The organism is Kribbella aluminosa, from assembly GCF_017876295.1.
Lineage (GTDB): Bacteria > Actinomycetota > Actinomycetes > Propionibacteriales > Kribbellaceae > Kribbella > Kribbella aluminosa.
Window position 1 is genome coordinate 3,158,013 of the sequence record NZ_JAGINT010000001.1, and the last position, 23,604, is coordinate 3,181,616.

A 23,604-nucleotide genomic window follows, 5' to 3' on the forward strand; every position below is an offset into this window, starting at 1 on the left:
AGGCCGGGAGCAACAGCCCCATGACCCGCCGCGACGGAGTCGCGGCATCAGTAGAGTCATGCGCGCAGTCCTTTCCGGAGTTGGAGCAGGAAGTACGGTGCGCCGAGCACCGCGGTGAACAGGCCGACCGGGATCTCGGCGGGCGGCAGGATCGCGCGGCCGAGGGCGTCCGCGACCACCACGAGGAGCGCGCCGACACACGCCGACGCCGGGATCAGCAGCCGATGCCCGGGGCCGACCAGGCGGCGGCACAGGTGCGGTGCGAGCAGCCCGACGAACGCGATCGTCCCGCCCACGGCCACCGCCGATCCGGCCAGTGCGATCGCGATCCCGAGCAGCCCGAGCTTCACCCGCTCGAGCCGGGAGCCGAGCGCCCGCGGTACGTCGTCGCCGAGCCCGAGCAGGTTGAGCTGGTCGGACAGCAGCCACGCCAGCGGCAGCAGTACGAGCGTCCACGGCGCGACCTGTTCGACGTGGATCCACGTCCGGCCCCAGAGACTCCCGGTCAGCCAGCGCAGCGCGGCCTGCACGTCGCCGGTGAACGACGTCGTCACGATGATCAGCTGGATCAGCGCAAGCGAGAAGCCGCCGAACGCCACCCCGATCAGCGCGAGCCGGCCAGGGTTCACGATGCCGTCCCGGCGAGACAGCAGGTACGTCGTACCGCCCGCGACCGCCGCGCCCGCGAAGGCCGCGGCCGGCACCTGCCAGATCGCGGCCGCGCTGCTGGAGAAGCTCAGTACCAGCAGCGCGGCCAGCCCCGCACCGCCGTTCACGCCGACGACCGCGGGGGAGGCCAACGGATTGCGGGTGACGGCCTGCAGGATCACGCCGGACACCGCCAGGCTCGCGCCGACACACAGGCCGACGACGATCCGGGGCAGCCGGAACCCGATCACGATCCGGTGGTCGGCGAGCGTTCCGGTGCCCGTCAGCGCCCGCAGAATCCGGCCGAGGTCGATGTGCACGGCGCCGATCCCGATGCTCACCACCGCGACCGCGACCAGCAGCGCGAACAGCCCCGCGACGACGAGCAACCGGCGATGGGCGACGTGCCGCAGGATCGTTGCGGAGGGCAACACTTCGGTGAGGGTCGTCATACGACACCCCTTCCACGGCGAGCCAGATAGATGAAGTACGGCGTACCGATGACCGCGGTGAGGACCCCTACGGGTACCTCGGTGCTCGGGATCGCGATCCGGCTGATGACGTCGGCGCCGACCAGCAGCGCGCCGCCGTACACGGTGCCGAGGCCGAACACCCGCAGGTACGACGTACCGACCGACCAGCGGACCATGTGCGGCACCAGCAGCCCGACCATCGCGATCGGCCCGGCGACGGCCACCGCGGCACCGGCGAGGACGACCACGAGCGCGAGCGCCTGCAGCCGCACCCTTTCGACCGGGAGGCCGAGGCCGCGGGCGATGTCGTCGCCGAGGGACAGTACGGTGACCGACTTGGCGAGCAGGAACGCGCCCCCCAGCCCGATGACCGTGTACGGCAGCAGCGTGCGGACCCCGGACCAGCTGGCGCCGTCGACGCCGCCGACCAGGTAGCGGAGCAGGAACTGGATCGCGTTGTCGTTCAGTACGACGACGCTCATCACCAAGGCGTTCGCGAGCAGCGCGACGGTGACACCGGCGAGCGCGACCCGGCCCGGTGTCATGTCGACGCCGGCCACGATCACGAACACCAGTGCCGCCGCTGCCGCCGCGCCGGCGAACGCGACGAACGGCATCAGGCCGATCCCGCCCAGGCGCAGCGGGCCGACCGTGTACGTGACGAGCGCGACCGCCAGCGCGGCGCCGGCGTTCACCCCGATGATCGACGGCTCGACGATCGGGTTCCGGGTGACGCCCTGGATCAGCGCGCCGGACACGGCGAGCCCGGCGCCGATCAGCAGTGCGATCACGGTCCGGGGCAGCCGGAGACTCAGCACCGCTGCCGTGAGTTGTGGGTCGGCGTGCCCGGTCAAGGCCCCCAGGACCTGACCGGGCGACGCCGTCCCGGTCGAGCCGACCATCAGACTGAGCCCGCACGCGACCACCAGGACGAGCACGCCGGCGCCGAGGGGGATCCGCAGGGGACGGAGGCGGTCGACGGCTGGTGCTGTCAGTGTCTGCGACATCGGGGTCAGCCCTTGGTGAAGGCGTCGACCGTCTGCTGGACCATCAGCGGCACCGAGAGCGCGCCGCGGCCCACCGACCAGATCCCGCGGTCCACGGTGTGCACCTGCTTGCTCTGCACCGCCGGGATCGAGTCCCACAGCGAGTTGCCCTTCCAGGTGTCGGTGACCACCTGCGAGCCGGGATCGACGGTCAGGAACATCACGTCGGGCTTCGTCTGTGCGAGCGATTCGAGCGGCGCCTGCTCACTCAGCTTGCCCGGAACCTCTTTGTAGGCGTAGGTCAGGCCGAGCTCGGTGAGTACGCCGGCCTGCATCGAGTTCGCGGTGAACGCGAAGAACTTGTCGGGCGTCGGTACGCCGATCAGTGCCCGCTTGCCGGCGTCCGCGGCGAGCTTCGCCTTGCCGTCGGCGATCGCGCTCTTGACGGTCTTCTCCACCTCGGCGGCCTTGTCCGCCTTGCCGACGGCCTGACCGAGCTTCTGCAGGTTCGGGTAGAAGTCGGCCCAGCTGGAGGTGTCGAGGATCAGCGTCGGAGCGATCTGCGAGAACTGCTGGTAGTCCTTCAGATGCTCGCTCTTGTCGGCGACGATCAGGTCGACGGGTTCGGCGGACAGTACCTCGAGGTTCGGCGAGATGCGGCTGCCGAGCGAGGTGTACTTGCCGAGCTTGTCCTTGAACTGCGGCGGCAACGGATTCCCGCTGCCGGGCTGCTGCTCGTCGGCGATCATCACCGGCTGTACGCCCAACGCCAGCAGGTCTTCCACGAACTGCCATTGCATGACGGCGACCCGGACGGCGGGCTTGGGCAGTTTGACCGGTCCCGACGCGGCCTGGACCGTGACCGCCTGTCCACTGCCTTGCGCGGCGGCGTCGGTCCCCGAACCGCTACCACCACAGGCGGCCGCTGTTGCGGCCAACACGGCTGCGCCGGCAATTGCCAGCAGGGCTCTGGCATTCATAGGTGCTCCTTAGAACAGGGGAGGAGACTCCGGGACCTTTGATATGCGAATGCTGTATATCGCATGAAGGTAGGACTGCCCGAGGCCCGTGTCAACGGATTGAGCAAGTTTGCTTTTGCAACAGTTGCTACAGCCCGACCGCTCATCGGGAGGCGTGGCGCGCACGGGTGGACGAGTCATGAGCGCCGGAGTTGGAGCGCCTGCGCGCTCTTCGAGTTGTTGAGTACGACGCAGGCCGCCGGACAGTCGCGGCTCTACCAGACGGTGAGCGCACCGATTCGTCGACGATGAGCTGATGCCGGCGCGGTGCGGGCTCGGGCGACCATCACGCTGTGGTTCGGGAGGGGATCGTCCGTCAGCAGCCCGTCGTACACGCGCCGGCCAGCGCACGCCGGCGAAGGACGTGCGGTCCCTCCAACAAGCGTCCTCCGCTGCGTGCGGCCACTGCGCCGCGCCCGATCAGGTGCTACCCCGAGCAGCTGCTGCCGCAACCTTGGGCACGGGCCAACCAGATTTCGGCAGTCCGCCTGGTTGGTGGGTGCTCAAAGTGGGGCTCTGATCAGCTCGACGCCGAGGTGCGGCCGGGCGCCGGCGATGCACCGGTGGGCTTATGACACGAACTTCCGACTCGGGAACTAGCGGAAGATGTAGAAGCCGGTCACAGCTGTCGGGAGGACGCCGAGCACGAGCCAGAGGGAGATCAGGCTCCGGCGGTGGATGGCCAGGATGCCCGCCGCGGTGAGGATGCCGATCACGCCGGACATGATCCACAGGCCGACGCCCTTGCCGAAGTCGCCGTGCGAGACGCCGATGCTGTAGACCGCGAGTGTGACGGCGGGGACGCTGCCGACGTGGAAGAGGATGACCGAGACGACCCAGCGCTGGACCGTCTCGATGTTCATCGGCCGCGGGGTACGGCGGCGGACCGGGCGCCGGGGGCGCGGTCGCTGGTCGGCGTACGGTGCCTCGTCCATCAGTCCTCACCTCGGGGTGCTGGGCCTGCGTTCCGCGCGGCGGCGATGACGCGGGTCAGGCGTTCGTGGAGTTCCATCAGTTCGTCGAGGTCCAGGCCGAGCCGCGCGACGATGGCCGGCGGGACCTCGAGCGCGTCGTCGCGCAGCGCCCGGCCCTGGTCGGTGAGCGCGACCGCGAGCGAACGCTCGTCCCGGGTGTCGCGGTCGCGGCGCAGCAGGCCGGCGCTCTCGAGCCGCTTGAGCAGCGGGGACAGCGTCGCGGGCTCGAGCTGGAGCATCCCGGACAGGTCCTTGACCGAGACCGGCTCGAACTCCCAGAGCGCCAGCATCACGAGGTACTGCGGATGCGTCAGCCCCAGCGGTTCGAGCACCGGCCGGTACAGCCCGATCACGCTCCGTGCGGCGATCGCCAGCGCGAAGCACACCTGGTGCTCGAGCGCCAGCGGGTTCGCCGGCATCGTCCGTTCCGTGGTCACAGGCCGAGGATAGCAATAGTTAGTGCACTAATGGTTAGTGAGTTAGGTAACGTCGTGCGGCCGGAGCCGGGTTACTTGACCGGGGGCATCAGGACGCTGTCGATCAGGTAGACGGTGGCGTTCGCGGTCTTGACGCCGCCGCAGATCACGTTCGCGCCGTTGACCTTGAGGGTGTCGCCGGAGCCGGTGACGGTGAGGTCTTGCTTTTCCACGGTCGGGTGTTTGCCGATCACCGCGGTCGGGTCGAGTTGTCCGGGGACGACGTGGTAGGTGAGGATTTTGGTGAGCAGGGCGCTGTTGGTTTTCAGTGTGTTGACGGTTGCGGCCGGGATCTTCGCGAATGCGGTGTCGACCGGTGCGAAGACGGTGAAGTCGCCGCCGTTCAGGGTGGAGACGAGGTCGACCTTGGGGTTGAGCTTGCCGGAGACGGCGGCGACGAGGGTTTTGAGCAGTGGGTTGCCGGAGGCGGCGGTGGCGAGTGGTGCGGCGGCCATGCCGTCGATCGAGCCGGCGCCGGACGGGTTGGCCTTCGCGTACGCCGCGCAGCCCGGTCCGACCATGCCGCCCGAGGCGTTGCTGGCCGACGGGGTCGTGCTCGGGGTCTCGCTGGGCGTCTCCGCGGGTGCCGAGGACGACGTGCTCGTCGAGGGCGAACTGCTCGACGTGTTGTTGCTACTGCCGCAGGCCGCGGCCGTGAGGACCAGGGCCAGGGTGGTCGCGGTGAGGCCGGCGCGGACGAGGATGCGGGACATGAGGTTCTCACTCTCGATCTAGATGCCAGATGTTCCGCGAGCGGGCTGCTCACGGCTGTCATCGAGGGATTCGCAGCCGTCCGGCCGGCGGATGGGTGGGATCGGCAACGAGTTCGCGGACCCAGCGACCCATCCGGGGAGCGCGTCGCCGCGAACTGCTGGTGTCTCGCCCATCAACCATCGTTGGAGTGCCGGCATGCTCACCCTCGCGTTCATCGGACTGATCGGTGGCCTGATCACCGGCGTCTCGCCCTGCGTCCTGCCGATGTTGCCGATCATCTTCTTCGCCGGTACGACGGGACGCCCCGAGCCGCTCGGGAAACGGGCCGAGGGCAACGTTCTGGTCGGGGAACGGAAGCGTGCCGCGCGGGACTGGCGGCCGCTGCGGATCATCGCCGGGATCGTCGTCAGCTTCAGCCTGTTCACGCTGACCGGATCGGTGATCCTGTCGGCGCTCGGGCTGCCCGACGACTTCCTCCGCTGGGTCGGCCTGATCGTGCTCGGCCTGGTGGGCCTCGGGCTGATCTTCCCGGCACTCGGGCACCTGATCGAGCGGCCGTTCTACCGGCTGCCGAAGATCAACCGGAAGGACAGCGGCGCGTTCGTCCTCGGTCTCGGCCTCGGCACGCTGTACGTCCCGTGCGCCGGGCCGGTCCTGGCCGCGATCACGGTCGCCGGTGCGACCGGGCACATCGGCTGGCGGACCGTCGTACTCACGATCTCGTTCGCGATCGGGGCGGCGCTGCCGCTGCTGGTCTTCGCGTCCGCCGGGTCCCGGATCGCGCAACGGGTGAAGGCGTACCGGGACCGGGCGCGCGGGTTCCGGATCGCCGGCGGGGTGGTGATGCTGGTGCTCGCGGTCGCGCTCGCGTTCAACATCACGGACGTGATCCAGCGGGCGTTGCCGTCGTACACCAGTGGGCTGGAACAGAGGGTCGCGGAGAACAAGACCGTGCAGGGTGCGCTCGCGCCGGCGATCGGCAACGCGTCCACCGAGCTGTCCAAGTGCACGCCGGGCGCGGCCGTGCTGGCGCAGTGCGGTACGGCGCCGGCGATCCAGGGCACGCAGCAGTGGTTCAACTCCACGCCTGTGACCTTGTCCGAGCTGAAGGGCAAGGTCGTGCTGATCGACTTCTGGGCGTACTCCTGCATCAACTGCCAGCGCGCGACACCGCATCTGCTCGCCTGGGACACGGCGTACCGTGGCCTCGGGCTGCAGATCATCGGGATCCACTCGCCGGAGTTCGCGTTCGAGAAGGACGCCGGAAACCTGGCGGCCGCGATCCGGTCCGCGGGCATCCGGTACCCCGTTGCCCAGGACAACAACCTGGCGACCTGGACGGCGTACCGCAACCAGTACTGGCCGGCGAAGTACCTGGTCGACGCGAACGGCGTCGTACGGTCGATCAAGTTCGGCGAAGGGTCCTACGGGCAGACCGAGAACCAGCTCCGCGAACTGCTCACCCAGGCGCATCCGGGGCTGAAGCTGCCGGCGCCGGTGGACGGCACGGTCAAGGCCGACGTCGCGGGCAAGGACCTGACCCCGGAGACGTACCTGGGCTACTCGCGCTCGGAGAACCTCAAAGGCACCGGGTCACTCGCGCCGCGGAAGACCGCGACCGTGTTCGGCCTGAACGCGTACCAGCCGAACGACACTTACAGCCTCGGCGGCAACTGGATCGTCGGCACCCAGAACGTCACGTCGACCGCGGGATCGCAGGCGCGGCTGAACTACAACGCCGCGAAGGTGTACCACGTGCTGTCCGGCCACGGCACCGTCACGGTGTCGATTGCGGGCCGGCCCGATCGGACGATCACGGTGAACGGTACGCCGAACGCCTATCAGATTGTTGACAATCCGACTGTCGAACGCGACACGGTGACGCTGACGTACTCGCCGGGCGTCTCGGCCTTCACGTTCAGCTTCGGGTGAGTCCGTCCGGTACCTGTTCGATGCGGGTCCAGCCCTTCCAGCCGCGCTCCTCCAGGATCGCGAGCAGCCGCACCGATTCGGGTGCGGACTCGAGCATGACGGCGTCCAGCAGCTCGACGAACTTGTCGTCGAAGGGCTCGTCACTCAGGTGACCAGCCTCGAAGGCACGGACGTACATGCGTTCCAGGATGTCGGCGATCTCGACGAGCAAGGCTTCGTCGCCCTGGTTGTCGACCGCCTCGCTCACCAGGCTGTAGAGCTTCTGCGCGTCGGGATCGTCCAGCTGTTCGTGCTTCGCCGCGATCACGACGTCGATCGCATCCGGTACCAGCGCGGCGACCATGATCCACGCGTCGCGCTCCATCTCCACGTAGCGCTCGCTGACGCCGAGACCACGCAGCCGCTCGAGATAGCCCACAACGCTCTGCGGGAGCGCGAGGTGGTCGCCGGCCGCGAGTCTGGCGAGCCGTCGGCGGCTGTCCTGCAACCGCCGGACCTCCGCCCGCAGCTCCTTGTCGATCTCCTGTACGCCGTCCTCGAAGTCCTCCGGCGCGGCGTCGAGGAGCTCCTGTACCCGGGCCAGCGGGACCCCGGCATCGGCCAGCGTGTGGATCCGGATCAGCCGGACGACGGCGGCGGAGTTGTACGACCGGTAGCCGGAGCGGTCGCGTCCGGGCTCCGGCAGCAGCCCGATCTTGTGGTAGTGCCGGACGGCCCGCACCGTCACCCCGGCGTACGCCGCCAGCTGGCTGATGGTGAGCATGGGTCCAGCCTGCCTCAGGCGATCTTCCGGCGGTAGACGACCATCGCGAGGACGTACGCCACGACGAGCACTCCCGCGCACCAGGCGAGCGCGGTCCAGATGCTCGAGCCGACCGGTTGCTGCGCGAACAGCGCGCGGACCGTGTCGACGATCGACGTCACCGGCTGGTGCTCGGCGAACCACCGCACCGGCCCCGGCATCGTCTGCGTGGGGACGAAGGCCGAGCTGATGAACGGCAGGAAGATCAGCGGGTACCCGAACGCGCCGGCGCCCTCCACCGACGACGCGGTCAGCCCGGGGATCACCGCGAGCCAGGTCAGCGCCAGCGTGAACAGGAACAGGATGCCGGCCACCGCGAGCCACGGCAGTACGCCGGCCCCGGTGCGGAAGCCCATCAGCAGCGCGACGCCGAGTACGACGACGAGCGAGATCAGGTTGGCGACCAGCGAGGTGAAGACGTGCGCCCACAGCACCCCGGAGCGCGCGATCGGCATCGACTGGAACCGTTCGAAGATCCCGGTCTTCAGGTCCATGAACAGCCGGAACGCCGTGTACGCGACGCCCGACGCGACCGTGATCAGCAGGATTCCGGGCAGCATGTAGTTCACGTACGCCTTCGAGCCGGTGCTGATCGCGCCGCCCAGGACGTAGACGAACATCAGCATCAGCGCGATCGGGGTCAGTACGGTCGTGATGATGGTGTCCGGGCTGCGGACGACGTGCCGCAGGGTCCGCAGGGTGAGGGCGACCGTGTCGCCGACGACGTGGGTGCTCATCGCTTGTCTCCAATGATCGCCAGGAAGATCTCCTCGAGCGTCGGCTGCTTCTCGACGTACTCGACCTTCGCCGGGGGCAGCAGCTGCTTGAGCTCGGCGAGGGTGCCGTTCGCGATGATCCGGCCCTGGTGCAGGATCGCGATCCGGTCCGCCAGTTGCTCGGCCTCGTCCAGGTACTGCGTGGTGAGCAGCACCGTCGTACCGGAGCCGGCCAGCTCCTTGACCAGCTGCCACACCTCGATCCTGGCTTCTGGGTCGAGGCCGGCCGTCGGCTCGTCGAGGAAGATCACCGGCGAGTCCCCGATCAGGCTCATCGCGATGTCCAGCCGGCGGCGCATGCCACCCGAGTACGTCGCCACCCGGCGGGCGCCCGCCTCGGTCAGCGAGAACCGCGCCAGCAGGTCGTCCGCCACCGTGCCCGGGTCCGGGAGGTGCCGCAGTTTGGCCACCAGTACGAGGTTCTCCCGGCCGCTGAGGATCTCGTCGACGGCCGCGAACTGCCCGGTCAGACTGATCGACTGCCGTACGTCGTCGGCGTGCTCCGCGACGTCGAAGCCGTTGACCGTGGCGGTCCCCGCGTCCGCCCGCAGCAGGGTCGCGAGGATCCTGATCGTCGTGGTCTTCCCTGCGCCGTTGGAGCCGAGCAACGCGAAGATGCTGCCCCGCGCCACCTCGAAGTCCACCCCGCGCAGGACCTCCTGTTTCCCGTAGGACTTCTGCAATCCACGCACCTGGATCGCCGCATCAGCACTCATGGCGATCAGCATGAAGGGTTGACCCTGCGTCAAGGTCAAGGCAGCACGTCCGATCAAGCGCTCGCGACAGACGATCAAGCGCACGACGCCTCCGGTCGCCAGGCTTGGAGGGTGTCTACTACCTGTGCATCTCAGACGGCAGTCCGCCGTTCCGGCCTCGTGTCCTTGGTCGCTCTTGATCTCGGGATCTGCCTGCTGGTGGCGAGCGAGTTCCTGCCGGCCAGCGTGCTGCCGCGGATGGCAGCCGACCTCGGGGTCTCCGAGGGGACGGCCGGGCTGGCGGTGGCCGCCACCGCGATCGCCGGTGCGGTCACGGCGCCGTCCATTGCGGTGCTGCTGCCGCGGACGGACCGGCGGCTCGTACTGATCGGACTGCTCGCGGCGGCTGCAGTTTCGGACCTGGCGGTGGCTCTCGCGCCCGCGTTCGCCGTGGTGCTGGTGAGTCGCCTGGTGCTCGGGGTCGCGATCGCCGGCTACTGGTCGTTCGCGTTCGGCGCCGGCGTACAGGCGATGCCCGGCCGCGAGCGGTTGGTGTCGACCAGTCTGTCGGTCGGAGTCAGCCTGGCGACGATCGTCGCGATACCGCTGGCGTCCATCGGCGCGGACACCGCCGGGTGGCGCGTCGTGTTCGGGGTGGCGGCTGCTTTCACGGTGGTGAGTCTGGTGTTCCTGGTCGCGGTGTTCCCGGCGGTGCCGGCGCATCCGTCGGCGGGGCTGGTGATGATGCGGAGCGCGCTGCGCAATCCGTTGCTGATCGCCGGCCTGGTGATGATCGTGCTTGCCGCACTCGGGAACTTCGTGGCCTACCCGTACATCCGGTTGGCGATCATGCGCGTCACGCCGGGGGATTCGGCCTGGTTGCTGCTCGCCTGGGGATTCGGTGGGCTGCTGGGCAATCTCGCGGCCGGTGCGCTGGCGACCCGGTTGCGGCTGGCGTCGGCTGCCGCGCCGCTGCTGCTGTCCGCGAGCCTTGCCGTCACGGGGTACGCCGTCGGCGTCCCGATGCTGGTGGTCGGCGTGGTGAGCTGGGGGATCGCGTTCAGCATGATCCCGGTCGCGACCCAGCTATGGGTGGCGCGGGCCGAACGTGAGCACACCGAGTCGGCGATGAGCCTTCAGGTGACGGCGTTCCAGATCGCGATCACCGTGGGCTCGGCGGTCGGTGGCACGGTCGTCGACGGTCACGGTGTCGCGGCGGCGCTCACGGTCGGCGCGGTCTGCGCAGTACTCAGCGGCATCGGCTTCGCGGCGCTGCGCCCATCCAGGAGTCCGGCCTGAAGCCTGTCCTGATGTACGTCGGCCCGCCAGGACTGCGGCGAGGATCCGTGGTCGGCGGCGAACGCCCGGCTGAACGCGGCGATCGACCCGTAGCCGCAGCGGGACGCGACCGCCTCGACCGGGAGGCGGGGGTCGGACAGCAGCCGCCGCGCCTCGCCCATCCGGACCTCCCGGAGCATCCGGACCGGGCTGCGGCCGAGCGCCTTCTGGAAGCGTGCGCTGAGCGCGGACCGGGACAGGTGCACGAGACTTGCCAGCGACTCCACGCTCCACTTGTTCGCCGGGTCCGCGACCACCGCTTCGAGCACCCGTGCCACGAGCGGGTCGCCCGCGTCGGTGGCGGGCCCCTGGTCCTGCAGCCAGGAGTCCGTCATCGCGGCGCCGATCAGCGTGCCGTACCCGTCCGCGAAGACCGTAGCGCGGCAGACACCGTCGAGCGGACAGCCCCGGACCAGATCGGCGACACCCGCATGCCGGTCGGCGAACCCGCGAATCACGAGCGGACTCGGCACGGGATCCGCCGCGACCACCACCCGCAGATCGCCGATCGCGAGCTTGGCGCCGTCGTCCGAGGCGACCGCGAACGCCGTCCGCGCGTCGACCCAGACCGCGTCGCCGACCACGAGCGGCGTACTGCCGCCGGCCGTCTCGAGGTACGCCGTACCGTCGAGCACCAGGAACCACCTCGGTCCGGGCACGCTCAGCGACGCGCGCCTGCCGAGCACCTGGTGGGTGAGCTGACCGAGGTCGAACCGGGTCGCCGTACGCCGAGAACCAGCCATGAACGTGAGAACAGCGGGAGCAGCTCGACCTATTCCACAGTGGTCGCTGTCGATCGGGACAAGGCCTGCCCGCAGCGCGGGTCTGCTCGTTAGTCTCGAACAATGGTGCGAGATCCGAGTGGCGAGGTAGCGGCGGTCACCACCGAGCCGGGCGTGGTTGCCGACGACGCAGCCGGCGAGCTGGCTGCCGCGGAGACGAGTGATGCCGAGGACCCGACGTCGACGACGGCGCTGGAATCCGGCCTTGAGAACCTTGCGGGCGCCGCGCAGGCGTTGGAGGAGGACTGATCAGCGGCTCGGGCTGAGCTGTACGGCGTACCAGGCGCTGGCCAGTTCGGCGGCGTCGTGCGGGTCCGAGAGGGTACGGCCGGTGAGCTCCTGCAGCCGGCGGAGGCGGTAGCGGACGGTGTTCGCGTGGCAGTGCAGGACGCGCGCCGCGTGCTCCGCCGAGCCGTCGTGGTTCAGGTACTCGTGGAGCGTGTCGAGCAGGACCGTGCGGTCGTCGGAGGGGAGCGCGAGCACGCTGCCGAGGACGGCTTCGGCGATCCGCCGGCCTTCGTTCGGGTCGATCGCGATCAGCGCGGCCAGCGGGCTCGGGTCGAACCGGCGTACCTCGGTGCGACTGACCGGGACCGTCGCCATCGCCGTTCGTGCGAGCTGCAGCGCCCGCGGGGTGTCCGACAGGTTCGAGTACAGCGGGCTCACGCCTGTCCGGGCGGTCACGCCGTCGCGGAGCAGCGTCAGTACGAGATCCTCCTGCTCGGCTGCGACCGCGACCAGGCCCAGCTGCAGCGCCGGTGTCAGCCGCCAGCCGGAGACCACACCGCGCTCGGACAACCGCCGCTCGATCCCGGGCAGGCTCTCCGCCGCCAGCGCGCGGGTCTCCGCCGCGACGACGAGCAGTTGGCCGCCGGGCGGAAGGCCGAGCAGCGACGCGGCCTCCCACGGCCCGCCGTCGGGGCCCGGCTGCCCCGTCAGCAACGCCTCGACCAGCGCGGCCCGGCGCCGCTGCCGGGCCAGCATCAGCTCGGCGGTGGCCGCCCGGTACGCCTCGGTGACTGCGAGTGCGTGTTCGTCGGTCACCTGCCAGATCAGGCTCGCAGCCGACAGCAGAGCGTCCGCCGCGGACGGGTCACCGATCTCCCGGGCGCGGGCGAGCAGCGCGTCCCAGAGCGTCGCGAAGCTGATCCGGTACGCCTGCAGTACTTCGGGCAGCGGCGCCGACTGCTGCGCCCGCCGGCGCCCGGTCTCCCGCGGCGTGTCCAGGTCGAGCGGCGCCAGCGGTTCCCGGATCGCGCCGACCAGGAACCGCAGGTTGTGCCCGACCGAGCGGCGCAGGTCCGCGATCGAGACCACCGCGCCGTTGCGGTAGAACGGCATCTTGGCAACGATCGCCGTACAGGCGTTCTCGGCGAGCTCGGGTAGTTGCCCCTCGGCCCAGGCGGCGAGTTGCGCGAGGTCCGGCTCGGTGTGGGTCATGACCTCATCTCAGCACACCTGTCGCCTGGTGACACTGACCTGCGACCCGTTCTCCGGCGGTTGGCTGGCGGTTCGGACAACCGGGGCGGTCGCTTCGGACAAAGACCCGGGCGATCCGCCGCCGGGCCTGCCGCCCGGCGGTAGCGTCCGGCACGTTCCCGGCGAACTGCGGTCCGGGGGCCCGGCGCAGTTCGATGTCCGGGGCCGATGCTTGGGGCAACGACCGTGCCGGGGAGCGGATCGAGCACGGACGGAGGCTGAGATGGCGAAGGCGGTCGGTATCGACCTCGGGACCACCAACTCGGTGATCGCGGTGGTCGAGGGTGGTCACCCGACGGTGATCGCGAACGGTGAGGGATCCCGGACGACGCCGTCGGTGGTGGCGTTCACCGAGGACGGAGAGCGGCTGGTCGGCCAGCTCGCCCGACGGCAGGCGATCCTGAACCCGAAGGGCACGATCTACTCGGCGAAGCGGTTCATCGGCCGCCGGTACGACGAGGTCACCAGCGAAATGACCGCGGTGTCGTTCGACGTGGTCGAGGGCGCCGACGGCTCGGTGCGCTTCGACGTCCGGGGCAAGCTCTACGCCCCCGAGGAGATCTCCGCGCTGGTACTGCGCAAGCTCGTCGAGGACGCGTCGAAGTTCCTCGGCGAGAAGGTGACCGAGGCGGTGATCACGGTCCCGGCGTACTTCAACGACACCCAGCGGCAGGCGACCAAGGACGCCGGGAAGATCGCGGGGCTGGAGGTGCTGCGGATCATCAACGAGCCGACCGCGGCGGCGCTGGCGTACGGGCTGGACAAGAAGGAGAACGAGACCGTCCTGGTGTTCGACCTGGGCGGCGGAACCTTCGACGTCAGCATCCTGACGGTCGGCGACGGTGTGGTCGAGGTGCTGTCGACGTCGGGTGACGGGCACCTGGGCGGCGACGACTTCGACCGGCGGCTGGTGGACTACCTGGCCGACGAGTTCAAGAAGGCCGAGGGCGTCGACCTGCGGGACGACGCGCAGGCGCTGCAGCGGTTGTTCGAGGCGGCCGAGAAGGCGAAGGTCGAGCTGTCGTCGGTGACCCAGACGCAGGTCAACCTGCCGTTCGTGACCGCGACCTCGACCGGGCCGAAACACCTGGTGGTGACCGTGATGCGGTCGACGTTCGACGAGATCACCCACGACCTGGTGGAGCGTTGCCTCGGGCCGGTGCAGCAGGCGATGGCGGACGCCAAGGTGACCGCGAACGACCTGGACGAGGTGATCCTGGTCGGCGGGTCGACCCGGATCCCCGCCGTCCAGCAGCTGGTCCGGCGGCTGACCGGCGGCAAGGACCCGAACATGACCGTGAACCCGGACGAGGTGGTCGCGATCGGAGCGGCGACCCAGGCCGCGATCATCAAGGGCGAGCTGAAGGACGTGCTGCTGCTCGACGTGACGCCGTTGTCGCTCGGCGTCGAGACGCTCGGCGGGATGATGACGAAGGTGATCGAGCGGAACACCACGATCCCGGCCCGGCGGACCGAGACGTTCAGTACCGCGGAGGACAACCAGAACGCGGTCGACATCGTCGTACTGCAGGGCGAACGTGAGCGGGCCGCGGACAACCGGGTGATCGGGCGGTTCCGGCTGGAGGGGATCCGGCCGGCCGGCCGTGGCGAGCCGCAGATCGAGGTCACCTACGACATCGACGCGAACGGGATCCTGAACGTGTCCGCGAAGGACAAGGACACCGGTGTCGAGCAGACGATCACGATCACCGAGAGCTCCGCGCTCGACTCGTCCGAGGTGGACAGGATGGTCGCGGACGCCGAGCAGCACCGGGCCGAGGACACCCGGTTGCGGGCCGATGTCGACGCACGGAACGAGCTGGACGCGGTGGCGTACCAGGTCGATCGGCGGCTCGGTGAGCTCGGCGACACGGTCGCCGTGCACGAGAAGGCCCGCGCGGAGACGCTGGTCGCGGATGCGCGGCAGGCGGTCAAGGAGGGCGCCGGGGTGGATCGGGTCCGGCCGCTGACGCAGGAGCTGCAGCAGGTGTACCAGAGCCTGCTGGCGAGCGGGTCCGCGCAGCCCGAGCAGCCGCCGAGCAGTGCCGATGACGACGACGTGATCGACGCCGACTTCACGGTGGACTGATGAGCGAGGAGACGGAGCAGCGGGTCGGGGAGCTCGAGGATCAGCTGCTCCGGACGGCGGCCGACCTGGACAACCTGCGGAAGCGGTACCAGCGCGACGTCGAGCGGGCGCGCGCGCTCGAGCGGGCTGAGCTGGCCGCGGTCTGGTTGCCGATTGTTGACAATCTGCAGTTGGCGCTGCAGCACGCGGACAGTGATCCCGCGGGAGTGGTGAAGGGCATCGAGGTGATCCGCGAGCAGGCGGTGGCGGCGCTGGCGCGGCTCGGGTACCCGATGTTCGACCCGACGGGGGAGCCGTTCGATCCGGTCCTGCACGAGGCGGTGAGTACGTTGGCGTCCGAGGAAGCTCCGGGGACGGTGCTGGCCGTCGTACGGCCCGGGTACGGCACGGCGGACGCGCTGCTGCGGCCGGCGTCGGTCGTCGTCGCGAAACCGAAGCAGTAGCACCATGGCCGACTTCTACGAGTTGCTCGGGGTTGGCCGGGACGCGTCGGCCGACGAACTGCAGCGGGCGTACCGGAAGCTGGCGCGGAAGTACCACCCGGACATCAACAAGGACCCGGGGGCGGAGGAGAAGTTCAAGCAGGTCTCCGAGGCGTACGACGTACTGTCCGATCCCGGGCAGCGGAAGCGGTACGACGCCTTCGGCGACGACTTCCGCCGGGTGCCGCCTGACGTCGACCCGGAGACTTGGGCGCGGGCACAGCGTGCCGGCGGTGCACGAGGTGGAGCGCGAGGTGGTGCGCGAGGTGGAGCGGCTCGCGGGGCCGCTGGAGGTGGCTGGAGTACGCGCGGGTGGAGTACGGGTGATCCCGCCGGAGCCGGCTTCGGGGCGGATGTCGATCTGGAGGATCTCCTCGGCGGGATGTTCGGCGGATCGCGCGGCTGGGGGCCGATCCCGGGGGCCGACCAGGAGGTCGAGCTCGAGCTGTCCGTGGACGAGGCGTACCAGGGCGGGCATCGGCGGCTGACGGTGTCCGGTCCGGACGGCGGCCGGACCGTGGACGTGACGATCCCGGCCGGTGTCACCGACGGGCAGCGGGTCCGGTTGGCCGGGCAAGGTGGTCGGGGGAGTGGCGACGCGCCGCCCGGCGACCTGTACCTGATCGTCAAACTGCTGCCTGACAAGCGATACCGGGTCGAGGGCCGGGACATCTACGCCGACCTGCCGGTGTCCCCGGCGGAGGCCGCGCTCGGTGCCCAGGTGGCGCTCGAGACGCCCGGTGGTCAGGTGAAGGTCCGGGTGCCCGGTGGTACGTCGAGCGGCAAACGCCTGCGCCTGAAGGGCCGCGGCCTGCGGAACGGTGACCTGTACGCCGAGATCCGCATCGTGTTGCCCGCCAAGCTCTCCGACGAGGAGCAGCACCTGTACGAACAGTTGGCCGCGGCAACCACCTTCGATCCGAGGAGATCGCGATGAGTACCGCGTTGGCCCGGCCGCTGCTGCTCGACCTGGAGGCTTTCGCGCGGGCGAGCGGCGTACATCCGGACCTGATCCGGCGGCTGACCGCGCTCGGGTTGCTGGAGCCCGCGCGGGTGGGGGCCGGGCGGGTGTGGTTCCGGTACGACGATGTCGCGGCCGTCGCGCGGATCCAGCGGCTGCGGGCCGCGTTCTCGCTGAACTACGCGGCGATCGGGCTGGTGATCGATCTGCTGGACCGGCTCGCCGCCCAGGAAGCAGCACTCCGTACCAGACACCCACTCCGTACCAGACACTTCGGAGACCGGACATGGACCTGAACCACCTGACGCAGAAGTCGCAGGAAGCGCTGCACGACGCGCAGACCAAGGCGCTCCGCTTCGGGCACACCGAGGTCGACGGCGAGCACCTGCTGCTCGCCCTGCTCGACCAGCCCGACGGCCTGGTACCCAAGCTGCTCGCCCAGGCGGGCACCGACCCGGACCGGCTGCGGACGGACCTGGAGGCCGACCTCGGCCGCCGCCCGAAGGTGACCGGTCCGGGCGCGCAACCCGGCCAGGTGTACGTGACGCAACGGCTCTCGAAGCTGTTCGACACCGCCGAGCGGGAGGCGAAACGGCTCAAGGACGAGTACGTCTCCGTCGAGCATCTGGTGATGGCGCTGCTGGAGGAGGGCGCCGACACCGCGGCGGGTCGGCGTACCCGTGAGCAGGGGCTGACGCGGGACAAGTTCCTTCAAGCGCTGACCGCGATCCGCGGCAACCAGCGTGTCACCTCCGCGATGCCCGAGGCGTCGTACGAGGCGCTGGAGAAGTACGGGCGGGAACTGGTCGCCGATGCCCGGACCGGGCGGATGGACCCGGTGATCGGCCGGGATCAGGAGATCCGCCGGACGATCCAGATCCTCTCCCGCAAGACCAAGAACAACCCCGTACTGATCGGTGAGCCCGGCGTCGGCAAGACCGCGATCGTGGAGGGCCTGGCGCAGCGGATCGCGAACGGCGACGTACCGGAAGGGCTGAAGGACCGCGCCGTGTTCGCGCTGGATCTCGCCGCGCTGGTCGCCGGGGCGAAGTACCGCGGTGAGTTCGAGGAGCGGCTGAAGGCGGTGCTCAACGAGGTCAAGGCGGCCGAGGGCCGGATCCTGCTGTTCGTCGACGAGCTGCACACGGTGGTCGGTGCAGGGGCGACCGAGGGCGCGATGGATGCCGGCAACATGCTGAAGCCGATGCTGGCCCGCGGTGAGCTGCACATGATCGGTGCGACCACGCTCGACGAGTACCGCAAGCACATCGAGCCGGACGCGGCGCTCGAACGCCGGTTCCAGCCGGTGGTCGTGGACGAGCCGTCGGTCGAGGACGCGATCTCGATCCTGCGCGGGCTGCGCGAGCGGCTCGAGGTGTTCCACGGCGTGAAGATCCAGGACGGCGCGCTGGTCGCGTCGGTGGTGCTGAGCCACCGCTACATCACGGACCGGTTCCTGCCGGACAAGGCGATCGACCTGGTCGACGAGGCGTGCGCGATGCTGCGCACCGAGATCGACTCGATGCCCGCCGAACTGGACGAGCTGACCCGCCGGGTACGGCGGCTGGAGATCGAGGACGCCGCGCTGGCGAAGGAGGACGACCCGGCCAGCAAGAACCGGCTGGAGGAACTGCGCAAGGAGCTGGCCGATCTGCGCGCCGAGTCCGACGCGATGCGGGCGCAGTGGGAGTCCGAGCGCCAGGTGGTACGCCGTACCCAGGAGCTGCGCGGGCAGATCGAGCAGGTGCGGCAGGACGCCGACCAGGCGGAACGCGAGTACGACCTCAACAAGGCCGCCGAACTGCGGCACGGGCAGCTGCCCGAGCTGGAGCGGCGACTGCTGGCCGAGGAGGAGCAGCTCGCGACGAAACAGGGCTCCGGGCGGTTGCTGCGCGAGGTGGTGACCGAGGAGGAGATCGCGTCGATCGTGGCGCGCTGGACCGGCATACCGGTCAGCCGGCTGCAGGAGGGCGAGCGGGAGAAGATCCTGCGGCTGGACGACGTACTGCACGAGCGGGTCGTCGGTCAGGACGAGGCGGTGCAGCTGGTCGCGGACGCGATCGTGCGGGCCCGGTCCGGGATCAAGGATCCGCGGCGGCCGATCGGGTCGTTCATCTTCCTCGGTCCGACCGGGGTCGGGAAGACCGAGCTGGCGAAGGCGCTGGCGGCGGCGCTGTTCGACTCCGAGGACAACATCGTCCGGATCGACATGAGCGAGTACCAGGAGCGGCACTCCGTCAGCCGGCTGGTGGGCGCGCCGCCCGGGTACGTCGGGTACGAGGAAGGCGGCCAGCTGACCGAGGCGGTACGCCGGAAGCCGTACTCGGTGGTGCTGTTCGACGAGATCGAGAAGGCGCACGCGGACGTGTTCAACACGCTGCTGCAGGTGCTCGACGACGGCCGGCTCACCGACGCGCAGGGGCGGACCGTCGACTTCCGCAACACCGTGATCATCATGACGTCGAACATCGGATCGGCGTACCTGCTCGACGGCGTCACGCCGGACGGGCAGATCAAGGAGGATGCCCGGGAGGCCGTGCTGGCCGATCTGCGGCACCACTTCCGCCCGGAGTTCCTGAACCGGGTCGACGAGATCGTGCTGTTCAAACCGCTGACGCTGCCGGAGATCGAGCACGTCGCGGAGCTGATGTTCGGCGACCTGCGGTCCCGCCTTGCGGACCGGCAGATGACGCTGGTGGTGTCGCCGGAAGCCTTGCAGTTCATCGCCGAACAGGGCTTCGATCCGGTGTACGGCGCGCGTCCGCTGCGGCGCTTCATCGCCCGCGAGGTCGAGACCCGGGTCGGCCGGGCGTTGCTCACCGGCGAGGTCCTCGACGGTGCGGAGGTCGACGTGACACTGTCCGGCGACGGGACACTCGCCGTCAGGTACGAGAATCCGGCCGTGTGATGGCCGGCGTCGTCAGCTGTCCGCACTGCGGCCAACGGAACCGGGTGCCCTCGGCCGGTGCCGGCAAGCCGGTCTGCGGGAAGTGCGGCAAGCCGCTGCCGTGGATCGTCGACGCCGGCGACCCGGACTTCCGCGAGGTGGTCGAGGCATCGACCACACCGGTCCTCGTGGACGTCTGGGCGCCGTGGTGCGGGCCGTGCCGGATGGTCAGCCCCGTCCTGGAGAAACTCGCCGCCGAGAAGGCGGGCGAGGTCAAGCTGGTGAAGATCAACGCCGACGAGGCACCCGAGGTGTCCCGCCGGTTCGACATCCGATCCATCCCCACGCTCATGGTCTTCCGGTCCGGCGAGGCGGTCGCGACGCACACCGGTGCCGCGCCGGCCACGGTCCTTCGGCCCTGGCTGGAAGATGCCCTGAGCAACAACTCCCGCCCCGTGCCGTGATCCGCAGGAGGCAGCCATGCTGAACCACCGACGGGATCTGCAGTTCACCTGTCGTCCGGCCCGTCCGGACCTGAAGTCCGCCGGCCGGCTGGGGCGCGTCCTCGGCGTCCAGTACTCCGAGATCGACGTCGCCGCGCACTACCTGAGCGGCTGGACAGGCGCCGTACCCGGGCACTACCGCGACACCTTGGTGCACGTCGGCGTGGACCAGGTCGCGATGATCGAGATGCTCGCCACGATGATTGCGCGGCTGCTGGACGATGCTCCGGCGGAGAGGGTCGACCGGGTTCTGCGGACGCATCCGACAGTGGCGGCCGTGATGGGTGGCACGGACCTGGAGCGTGCCCTCGAGCCGGCGTGCGGCCCGTGGCGCCGGGAGAACACCTCGGACCGGCAGAACCTGCTGGCCGACTTCCTTGCGAACGCCCGGGCCGAGCGGGACCACCTGGCTCTCGTCCACGAGTTTCGCGATCGTAGCGACGACCCGGACGTCAGGCTGCTGCTCTCGTACGTGGTGGCCCGCACCGACACGCATCGCCGCGAGTGCGCCGAGGCCGTCGCGGCGCTGACCGAGGAGCCCGAAGAACGTGTCTACGCGGGGAAGCCGCGTCGAGCTGACGGGACTGGAGCAGCAGATGAGTGACGATCAGTTGCAGCACGATGTCAACGATGCGATCTTCTACGATCCGAAAGTCGACAGTGTCGCGATCGTTTCGGCGATCGACAAGGCCGTGGTCACGTTGCGCGGGACGGTCGGCAGCCTGCGCGAGAAGGTCGAGGCGGAGAACGACGTACAGCATGTCGCCGGGGTCGTCGAGGTGCGGAACGAGCTCGTGGTGACAGCGCTGAACGCCGCGCAGCGGGACGACGCGGACCTGCGGGGCGCCGTACTGCAGGCTCTCGTGCTCGACAGCGGCGTACCGTCGACTGTTGACGTGAAGATTGTCGACAGTTGGGCGACGTTGAGCGGTACGGCGAGCTGGCAGCACCAGCGCGCCGAGGCGGAGACCGTGGTCAGCCGGATGGAATCGGTCAAGGGTGTCACCAACGACATCCAGCTCGTACCGACCGAGCCGATCGCCCCCGACGTCCGGCAGTCGATTGTCGACGCTCTGCAACGCAACGCCCGGGTCGACGCGAAGGGCATCACGGTCGAGATCGACGGCACCACGGTCGTGCTCGGCGGGACCGCGACCTCACTGGCCGAGCGGCTCGAGGCCGCCGGGGCCGCGTGGGCGTCGCCGGGCGTCACCGAGGTGATCAACCAGATCGAGATCGTGAACTGACCGCTGCGGGCGGGGCGTCGAGGAACTCGGCGGCCGGTACAAGAACAGGCTGCCGGTGGCCGCGGTCGAGAAGTCGAGCCCGGCCGGGAAGATTGGTTGCTCCAGGCCAACGGGGTTGGGCCGCCACACCCCATCCCTGTCCGGACCGCCAAACCTCGCTGGCCGCTCGGACAACCGTTAAGCGTTCGACTACAACTTCTCGTGGCAGCAGGACCGTTCTGCCACACTCGCGGCACCCGTCAGCTCGACCAGAAGGGTTCCGCCCATGCCCTCGAAACTGTCCCTGCGGACAACCGTCGCCACACTCGCGATCGGCGGCCTACTACTCGCCGCACCACCGGCGACCGCCTCCAGTCAACTATCCACCTCCCCGACCCAAGCGTCCGTCGCCGGTGTCACCTTGAAGCTGCCCTCCGCGGTCGCCGGAACCCTCGGCGCCGGCAGCAAATCACTCGTCGACACCGTTGCCGCCGACGTCCTCTCCCGCTCGCACGACGCCAAGGGCCTCGCCCCGGCAGTTGCTGTCGGCAAGCTTTCCGCCCAGGGCCGCAAGGTCGTCGTCGATGTCCGCACCGCCACCACCGGCTGGGCCCGCGGCGTCGCGTACGTCGAGGCACCCCGCACCGCCGAAGGCAGTCCGGAGGGCTGGCTCTACATCGCCCGGAACGTCGACGGCCGCTGGGTCGCGGGCCTCGAAGGTGACCGTACGTTCGCCACCTACGTCGCGACCTCACCGCTCGTCGGTCAGGCAGAGCGGCAGACGATGACGGCGTACGCCGACCACAAGGCGAACGCCACCGCCGCCAACACCGGCGATCTGCTGCTCCCGTGGATGCCCGACTACTACATGAACCTGACCGGCGGTCCGCACGCGAACGACGGCGCGACCGGCTACTGGAGCAGCCTCGACTTCTCCGGCGGCAACGCGAGCGGCCGGGTCCGTTCGTCGGGCAGCGGGACCGCGACCTCGATGTGCGGCGCCGGCGGCGGCTGGACACGGGTGATCCACCCGAACGGCTTCTCGACGGACTACTACCACATGTGGAACGCGACGTACTACAACGCGACGCCGGTCGGCAGCAGCGCGCTGCTCGGCAACATCGGCATGGACACCTGCGCGGGCGGCTCCGCGACCGGCGCGCACGTGCACTGGAGCCTCCGGACGTACGACGCCAACTACAACGGCACGTACACCTGGCTGAACGGTCGTACCATCGGCGGCTGGACGTGGTGGAACGGCTCCAGCCAGTACACCGGCTGCGCGACCCGCCTGGGCGTCACGGCCTGCCCGGGCAACGACATGTACAACCGCGTGAGCTGATGCCCAGAGGGTCGGCGCGTGCCTAGAATCTGCTGTGGCGCGCTATCAGCTCGAGCCGGGGGACTACGGACTGGTGCGGTTCGTGGTGTCCCCGCTCACTGAGCTCGGCAACTCGCTGCGGGCGTTGCGCGCGCCGACCTCTTACCCCTTGCAGGCTCCTTGGTACGCCGCCGTGTGCGGTGTCCGCGACCAGCTCCCGCTCGACGTACTGCGCGGGTTGATCGGGCCGACGTTCGACACGCCGGACCTGTTCAACCCGCGGGCCGGCGTACCGCTGACGATCACCGCACAGCTCGCGTACCTGCGCGACCAGGACCTGCGGACCCTCGGCGCGGACATCGAGTTCGCGGTCGGCGGCGTACCGCGGGGGCTCGGGGTGGGCGGGCGGTCGTTCGGTCACCGGCTGGCGGACGCGCTGGCCGCGTACTGGCGGTTGGCGTTCCAGCCGCACTGGTCGCGGATGCGGGCGGTTCTCGACGCGGACGTGGCCTACCGGGCGAGATCCCTCGCGGCCGAGGGCGTGATCGCCACGCTGAACGGCTGCGGGCCGGGCGTCCGCGCGGACCGGACGTCGATCACCGCGCACATCCTGGGACGCGGCGACGACGACCTCGTGCTGTCCACTCGCGGGCGGCCGTTGTTCGTCGTACCGTCGCTGTTCACGCTGAGCAGTTCGACGCCGCTGGCCGACTCCGACCCGATGGTGATGTACGGCGCGAGCAACCAGCGCTCGATGTGGACCGACCTTGGGGATCACGGCGGTACGGCGCTGCTGAGCCCGCACCGCCTGCGCTATCTGCGCGCCCTCGGCACCGGCCGGACCACGACCGCCCTGGCTGAGCAGTTCGGCGTCTCGCCGTCGGCCGCGAACCAGTCGCTCCGCGCGATGACCACCCAGGGCCTGGTCCGCGCCCGCCGCGACGGCCGCACCGTCGTCTACGAACGCACCCCACTGGGCGACCAACTCGCCGACCTACCCTGACTGTCCCAGCTATCGCTCGGCGCAGATACACGGTCCGG

The 23,604-nt window shown here is 69.8% G+C and carries 24 protein-coding genes; 13 read left to right on the forward strand and 11 right to left on the reverse strand.

All coding sequences use genetic code 11. The features are described 5' to 3' along the window. Positions 1 to 56: 56 nt before the first annotated feature. The 6 genes from JOF29_RS15115 to JOF29_RS15140 form a co-directional block, all read right to left on the reverse strand. The gene (locus JOF29_RS15115; protein WP_209694829.1) at positions 57 to 1,100 is read right to left on the reverse strand and encodes a FecCD family ABC transporter permease; all 1,044 of its coding nucleotides are present in this window, start codon (positions 1,098 to 1,100) and stop codon (positions 57 to 59) included. Further along, positions 1,097 to 2,128: a FecCD family ABC transporter permease gene (locus JOF29_RS15120; RefSeq protein ID WP_209694830.1), complete on the reverse strand. Its 1,032-nt coding sequence runs from the start codon at positions 2,126 to 2,128 to the stop codon at positions 1,097 to 1,099. The genes JOF29_RS15115 and JOF29_RS15120 overlap by 4 nt, the downstream gene beginning before the upstream one ends. 5 nt (positions 2,129 to 2,133) lie before the next feature. Next, a complete protein-coding gene (locus JOF29_RS15125; protein WP_209694831.1) occupies positions 2,134 to 3,087 on the reverse strand; it encodes an ABC transporter substrate-binding protein in 954 nt (317 codons plus the stop codon). Between the two features lie 635 nt (positions 3,088 to 3,722). After that, positions 3,723 to 4,061, reverse strand: coding sequence for a hypothetical protein (locus JOF29_RS15130; protein WP_209694832.1), 339 nt, complete (start codon positions 4,059 to 4,061; stop codon positions 3,723 to 3,725). Next, a complete protein-coding gene (locus tag JOF29_RS15135; RefSeq protein WP_307863346.1) occupies positions 4,061 to 4,537 on the reverse strand; it encodes a MarR family winged helix-turn-helix transcriptional regulator in 477 nt (158 codons plus the stop codon). The genes JOF29_RS15130 and JOF29_RS15135 overlap by 1 nt, the downstream gene beginning before the upstream one ends. A 71-nt stretch (positions 4,538 to 4,608) precedes the next feature. Then, on the reverse strand, positions 4,609 to 5,289 hold the full coding sequence (locus JOF29_RS15140) for a fasciclin domain-containing protein (protein ID WP_209694833.1): 681 nt from the start codon (positions 5,287 to 5,289) through the stop codon (positions 4,609 to 4,611). Between the two features lie 196 nt (positions 5,290 to 5,485). Here JOF29_RS15140 and JOF29_RS15145 point away from each other — a divergent pair, with 196 nt between their 5' ends. Further along, complete coding sequence (locus JOF29_RS15145; RefSeq protein ID WP_209694834.1) at positions 5,486 to 7,222, forward strand: cytochrome c biogenesis protein CcdA; 1,737 nt, start codon at positions 5,486 to 5,488, stop codon at positions 7,220 to 7,222. Here JOF29_RS15145 and JOF29_RS15150 read toward each other — a convergent pair. The 3 genes from JOF29_RS15150 to JOF29_RS15160 are packed head-to-tail and all read right to left on the reverse strand — an operon-like array spanning position 7,209 to position 9,516. Next, positions 7,209 to 7,985, reverse strand: a complete 777-nt coding sequence (locus tag JOF29_RS15150; protein ID WP_209694835.1) for a MerR family transcriptional regulator — start codon at positions 7,983 to 7,985, stop codon at positions 7,209 to 7,211. The two genes, JOF29_RS15145 and JOF29_RS15150, sit on opposite strands and share 14 nt — an antisense overlap. 14 nt (positions 7,986 to 7,999) lie before the next feature. Further along, positions 8,000 to 8,761 (reverse strand): ABC transporter permease, encoded by a 762-nt coding sequence (locus JOF29_RS15155; protein ID WP_209694836.1) that lies wholly within the window; start codon positions 8,759 to 8,761, stop codon positions 8,000 to 8,002. Next, on the reverse strand, positions 8,758 to 9,516 hold the full coding sequence (locus JOF29_RS15160) for an ABC transporter ATP-binding protein (protein WP_209694837.1): 759 nt from the start codon (positions 9,514 to 9,516) through the stop codon (positions 8,758 to 8,760). The genes JOF29_RS15155 and JOF29_RS15160 overlap by 4 nt, the downstream gene beginning before the upstream one ends. Before the next feature lie 165 nt (positions 9,517 to 9,681). Between JOF29_RS15160 and JOF29_RS15165 the strand changes: the two genes are divergently transcribed. Further along, positions 9,682 to 10,794 (forward strand): MFS transporter, encoded by a 1,113-nt coding sequence (locus JOF29_RS15165; protein WP_209694838.1) that lies wholly within the window; start codon positions 9,682 to 9,684, stop codon positions 10,792 to 10,794. Here JOF29_RS15165 and JOF29_RS15170 read toward each other — a convergent pair. Further along, positions 10,698 to 11,576, reverse strand: coding sequence for an AraC family transcriptional regulator (locus tag JOF29_RS15170; protein WP_209694839.1), 879 nt, complete (start codon positions 11,574 to 11,576; stop codon positions 10,698 to 10,700). The two genes, JOF29_RS15165 and JOF29_RS15170, sit on opposite strands and share 97 nt — an antisense overlap. 102 nt (positions 11,577 to 11,678) lie before the next feature. Between JOF29_RS15170 and JOF29_RS15175 the strand changes: the two genes are divergently transcribed. Next, on the forward strand, positions 11,679 to 11,864 hold the full coding sequence (locus JOF29_RS15175; RefSeq protein ID WP_209694840.1) for a hypothetical protein: 186 nt from the start codon (positions 11,679 to 11,681) through the stop codon (positions 11,862 to 11,864). Here the strand turns inward: JOF29_RS15175 and JOF29_RS15180 are convergent, their stop codons facing one another. After that, a complete protein-coding gene (locus JOF29_RS15180; RefSeq protein ID WP_209694841.1) occupies positions 11,865 to 13,055 on the reverse strand; it encodes a PucR family transcriptional regulator in 1,191 nt (396 codons plus the stop codon). It lies immediately after the preceding gene. 262 nt (positions 13,056 to 13,317) lie between these two features. On the opposite strand from JOF29_RS15180, the gene dnaK reads away from it, so the two are divergent. The 10 genes from dnaK (at position 13,318) to JOF29_RS45295 (ending at position 23,566) form a co-directional block, all read left to right on the forward strand. Then, positions 13,318 to 15,183 carry a molecular chaperone DnaK gene (gene dnaK / locus JOF29_RS15185; protein WP_209694842.1) on the forward strand — a complete coding sequence of 622 codons (1,866 nt, stop codon included), beginning with the start codon at positions 13,318 to 13,320 and terminating at the stop codon, positions 15,181 to 15,183. Then, positions 15,183 to 15,626, forward strand: a complete 444-nt coding sequence (locus JOF29_RS15190; protein ID WP_209694843.1) for a nucleotide exchange factor GrpE — start codon at positions 15,183 to 15,185, stop codon at positions 15,624 to 15,626. Before dnaK ends, JOF29_RS15190 begins: the two co-directional genes overlap by 1 nt. A gap of 4 nt (positions 15,627 to 15,630) precedes the next feature. Continuing rightward, positions 15,631 to 16,602 carry a DnaJ C-terminal domain-containing protein gene (locus tag JOF29_RS44485; RefSeq protein ID WP_209694844.1) on the forward strand — a complete coding sequence of 324 codons (972 nt, stop codon included), beginning with the start codon at positions 15,631 to 15,633 and terminating at the stop codon, positions 16,600 to 16,602. Further along, positions 16,599 to 16,922, forward strand: coding sequence for a chaperone modulator CbpM (locus JOF29_RS15200; protein WP_209694845.1), 324 nt, complete (start codon positions 16,599 to 16,601; stop codon positions 16,920 to 16,922). Before JOF29_RS44485 ends, JOF29_RS15200 begins: the two co-directional genes overlap by 4 nt. After that, positions 16,913 to 19,534 carry an ATP-dependent chaperone ClpB gene (clpB, locus tag JOF29_RS15205; protein ID WP_209694846.1) on the forward strand — a complete coding sequence of 874 codons (2,622 nt, stop codon included), beginning with the start codon at positions 16,913 to 16,915 and terminating at the stop codon, positions 19,532 to 19,534. Before JOF29_RS15200 ends, clpB begins: the two co-directional genes overlap by 10 nt. A gap of 44 nt (positions 19,535 to 19,578) precedes the next feature. Continuing rightward, positions 19,579 to 19,977 carry a thioredoxin gene (gene trxA, locus JOF29_RS15210; protein ID WP_307863349.1) on the forward strand — a complete coding sequence of 133 codons (399 nt, stop codon included), beginning with the start codon at positions 19,579 to 19,581 and terminating at the stop codon, positions 19,975 to 19,977. 16 nt (positions 19,978 to 19,993) lie between these two features. Beyond that, positions 19,994 to 20,620, forward strand: a complete 627-nt coding sequence (locus JOF29_RS15215) for a manganese catalase family protein (RefSeq protein WP_209694847.1) — start codon at positions 19,994 to 19,996, stop codon at positions 20,618 to 20,620. Beyond that, positions 20,613 to 21,263 (forward strand): BON domain-containing protein, encoded by a 651-nt coding sequence (locus JOF29_RS15220; RefSeq protein WP_209694848.1) that lies wholly within the window; start codon positions 20,613 to 20,615, stop codon positions 21,261 to 21,263. Before JOF29_RS15215 ends, JOF29_RS15220 begins: the two co-directional genes overlap by 8 nt. Positions 21,264 to 21,528: 265 nt before the next feature. Then, entirely contained in the window at positions 21,529 to 22,584 is a 1,056-nt protein-coding gene (locus JOF29_RS15225) for a M23 family metallopeptidase (protein WP_209694849.1), read from the forward strand. Positions 22,585 to 22,618: 34 nt separating this feature from the next. Beyond that, complete coding sequence (locus JOF29_RS45295; RefSeq protein WP_209694850.1) at positions 22,619 to 23,566, forward strand: ArsR/SmtB family transcription factor; 948 nt, start codon at positions 22,619 to 22,621, stop codon at positions 23,564 to 23,566. The last annotated feature ends 38 nt before the right edge of the window (positions 23,567 to 23,604 follow it).